Source organism: Streptomyces celluloflavus (genome assembly GCA_000720995.1).
GTDB classification, from domain to species: domain Bacteria; phylum Actinomycetota; class Actinomycetes; order Streptomycetales; family Streptomycetaceae; genus Streptomyces; species Streptomyces celluloflavus.
In genome coordinates this window covers 1-4,410 of sequence record JOEL01000108.1, presented here as the reverse complement: position 1 = coordinate 4,410, position 4,410 = coordinate 1, and the positions used below count along the sequence as shown (strand labels likewise).

1 protein-coding gene is annotated in these 4,410 nt (G+C 70.3%); it reads right to left on the bottom strand.

Annotation, left to right across the window (positions count from 1 at the left end):
• A partial coding sequence (locus tag IH09_RS35950) for a type I polyketide synthase (protein WP_110952821.1) occupies window positions 1-4,410 on the bottom strand: 4,410 nt, incomplete at both ends.

Sequence of the window (4,410 nt, the reverse complement as noted above, 5' to 3'; positions counted from 1 at the left end):
ACAACCCCACATCCACCGACCGCAACTCCGGCCACGCCTCCACATGCGACAACAACCGCGCCGCCTGCCCCCGCACCGCCTCCACCGACCGCCCCGAAACCACCCACGGAACCACACCCACAGACCCCACCCGACCCGGAGCACCCACCACCCCATCCACCACCGGACGTCCGCGGCAACACCCCAAACCGCAACGCCAACACCATCTTCATCACACCCGCCACACCCGCAGCCGCCTGCGCATGACCAATATTCGACTTCACCGTGCCCAGCCACAGCGGCCGCTCCGGATCGCGCGACTGCCCATACGTCGCCAGCAACGCCTGCGCCTCAATCGGATCACCCAGCGTCGTCCCCGTACCGTGCGCCTCGACGGCATCCACATCCGCAGCGGACAGCCCACCACTCGCCAGAGCCTGACGAATCACCCGCTGCTGCGACGGACCATTCGGCGCCGTCAAACCATTCGACGCACCATCCTGGTTGACGGCCGAACCCCGCAACACCGCCAGGATGTCGTGACCATTGCGCCGCGCGTCAGACAGCCGCTCCAACACCAGAATGCCCACACCCTCGGACCAACCGACACCATCCGCCGCATCCGAGAACGCCTTGCACCGACCATCCGGCGACAAACCACGCTGCCGCGAAAACTCCACGAACGTACTCGGCGTCGACATCACCGTCACACCACCCGCCAACGCCAACGAGCACTCACCCGCCCGCAACGCCTGCATCGCCCAATGCATCGCCACCAACGACGACGAGCACGCCGTGTCCACGGTGACCGCGGGGCCTTCGAAGCCGAAGGTGTACGCGACCCGGCCCGAGGCGACGCTGAGGGCGCTGCCCTGGCCCTGGAAGCCTTCGAACTCCTTGCCGTGGAGGGTGGTGGCGTAGTCGCTGTACATGACACCGGTGAAGACGCCGGTCTGGCTGTCGCGCAGGGAGGCCGGGTCGATACCGGCCTGCTCGATCGCCTCCCAGGAGGTCTCCAGCAGCAACCGCTGCTGCGCATCCGTAGCCAGCGCCTCCCGCGGGCTCATCCCGAAGAACTCCGGATCGAACTCGCCCGCGTCGTGCAGGAACCCGCCCCGTCGTGTGGTGGACGTACCCGAGTGGTCCGGGTCGGGGTCGAAGAGCGCGTCCACGTCCCAGCCGCGGTTGACCGGGAAGTCCGAGATGACGTCGGCGCCTTCCGTGACGACGCGCCACAGGTCTTCCGGCGAGCGGACTCCGCCCGGGTAGCGGCAGGCCATGCCGACGATCACGATCGGGTCGTCGGCGATCGCCGGCAGTGGAAGCGCCGGGATCTCGGGCTCGGCGGTCTCGGCGCCGAACAGTTCGTCGAGAAGGTGGTCCGCCAACGCCGTCAGGGTCGGATGGTCGAAGATCATGGTGGCCGGCAGCCGCAGCCCTGTCGTGGCGTTCAGCCGGTTCCGCAGTTCCACGGCGGTCAGCGAATCGAAGCCCAGGTCCCGGAATGCCCGCACCGGATCGACGCTGTCGCCGCCCGTGTGTCCCAGTACGAGGGCGGCCTGCCCCCGTACGAGATCGAGCAGGGCCGCACGCCGGTCCGCGCGTTCCAGCCGGCTCAGCTGCTCGGTCAGTCCGGTGTCCGCGCCCGCCACCGCCTGGCGACGGGACCGGGTGCGGACCAGGCCCCGCAGCAGCGGTGCGATCTCGCCCTGGGCGCGCAACGCCGGCAGGTCCAGCCGTACGGGTGCGACCGCCGGCTCACCGGTGGCCAGCGCCGCGTCGAAGAGTGCCACGCCCTGCTCCACCGACAGCAGCGGCATGCCCGCCGCCTCGGCCCGGCGCAGATCTCGGTCGTCCAGCCCGCTGGTCATGCCCGCCTGCTGGGCCCAGGGGCCCCAGGCCAGCGACACGCCCGGCAGTCCCTCGGCTCGCCGATGTCCGGCGAGCGCGTCCAGGAAGGCGTTCCCCGCCGCGTAGTTGCCCTGCCCCGCGCTGCCGAAGGTGCCGGCGGCGGAGGAGAAGAGGACGAAGGCGGAGAGGTCCAGGTCCCGGGTGAGTTCGTGCAGATGCCAGGCCGCGTCGGCCTTCGGCCGCAGTACGGTGGCCAGCCGCTCGGGTGTGAGCGAGCCGATGACACCGTCGTCGAGGACACCGGCGGTGTGGATGACGGCGGTCAGCGGATGGTCCGCCGGTACGCCCGCCAGCAGCGCGGACACCGCGTCACGGTCGGCGAGATCGCATGCCGCGAGCGCCACCTCGGCGCCCTGCCCGGCCAGCTCCACCACGAGGTCGGCCGCTCCGGGCGCGTCCGCACCTCGTCGGCCGGCCAGCAGCAGCCGCCGCACGCCGTGCTCCGCCACCAGGTGCCGGGCCAGGACGCTGCCCAGCCCGCCCGTGCCGCCGGTGATCAGGACCGTACCTTCGGTATCCCAGACGGGGCCCGGCCCGCTGACCGCCCTACGGGCCAGCCGCCCGGCACGGATGGCACCCTCGCGGATCACCAGCTGCGGTTCGGCCACGGCGAGGGCCTGCGGAAGCAGGGGCACGGACGAGGCATCGGCGTCGGCGTCCGGATCGAGGTCGATGAGGCCGAAGGCGCCAGGGTGTTCCGTCTGCGCGGAGCGCACCAGGCCCCACACCGACGCAGCGGCCACATCGTCACCACCCACGGCACCACGGGTGACGAAGACCAGGCGGGAGCCGGCGCACCGCTCCTCCGCCAGCCACTCCTGCATCAACCGCAGCGCCTGGCCGGTCAGTTCATGAGCCGACTGCACGACATCGGCGCCCTCCTCACCGGCCATATGCGCGAGCACCACGCCGGGGACCCCCGCAGTCGCCAGCGCCGCCACATCCGCATACCTGTCGGCCTCAATGCCCACAGGAACCACGGAGCCCAGTACCGCTACCGGATCCGTCATCGCGTCGGCGGCGGGCACCGGCACCGGCACCGGCACCGGCGTCCAGTCCACGCCGAACAGCGCGTCCCGCACCACACCATCCACGGCGTCCGCACCGCTCAGCTGTTCCGCCGAGACCGCGCGCGCCACCAGCGAATCCACCGTGGCGACCAGCTCACCAGCCGCATCCGCCACCGCGACCGACACAGCCCCCTCACCCGACACCACCAACCGCACCCGCAGCGATGTCGCCCCGGTGGCACGCAGCCAAACGCCCTCCCACGAGAACGGCAACCCACCCCCGTCACCAACAAGCAACGCCGCATGCAACGCAGAATCCAGCAAAGCCGGATGCAGCCCGAACCCGGCCACCTCCGTACCCTCCGGCAGACTCACCTCAGCGAACACCTCATCACCACGCCGCCACACCGCCCGCAGCCCCTGGAACATCGGCCCATAACCAAAGCCCAGCTCCGCAAACCGCTCATAGCAACCCTCAACGTCCACCGCTTCGGCACCCGCCGGCGGCCACACCCCGGCGTCGAAACCAACCTCGGCCGCGCGCTCGGGGGCCTCGGTCAGAACACCGGAAGCGTGCTGGGTCCACGACCGCTCATCGGTGTCGGCGAGCCGGGAGTGAACCGCGACCGTACGACGGCCGGCGTCATCCGCATCGCCCACACGCACCTGGATCTGGACCGCACCACGCTCCGGCAACACCAACGGTGCGGCCAGTGTCAACTCCTCCACCTGGTCGCAACCGACCTCATCACCGGCCCGCAGCGCCAACTCCACAAACGCCGTACCCGGCAACAACACCCGCCCCAACACCGCATGATCCACCAACCACGGATGCGACTGCACCGACAACCGACCCGTGAACAACACCCCTTCGCCCTGGGCCAGTTCGACGGCTGCACCCAGCAGCGGGTGCTCGGCCGAGCCCAGTCCCGCCGCACGCACATCGCCCGCTGCGCCCCGCTGACCGGTCGGCCAGAACCACTGGTGCTGGAACGCGTACGTCGGCAGGTCCACCCGGGACGCGCCCGTACCGGCGAAGAACTCCGACCAGTCGATCGTGGCCGCGCCATTCACATGGAGGTGCGCGAGCGCGCCGACGGCCGCCAGTTCCTCGGGCCGGTTCTTGCGCAGGACGGGCACGGTGACGGCCGCACCCGGCAACGACTCCTGAGCCATCGCCGACAGCACACCATCCGGACCCAGCTCCAAAAACGTCCCCACACCCTGCCCGTCCAGCGTCCGCACACCATCCGCGAACCGCACGGCCTCCCGGACATGCCACACCCAGTACTCCGGCGAGCACAACTCCCCGGCACCGGCAACACCACCGGTCAGATTCGACACCACCGGAATCAGCGGGTCAGCGAACGACAGGCCCTCCACCACGGCACGGAAGTCGTCCAGCATCGGATCCATCAATGGTGAATGGAACGCATGACTCACCGACAACCGCGTCGCCTTACGCCCCTCCCCCACCAACCGCTCCACCACAACACCAACCGCACCCTCA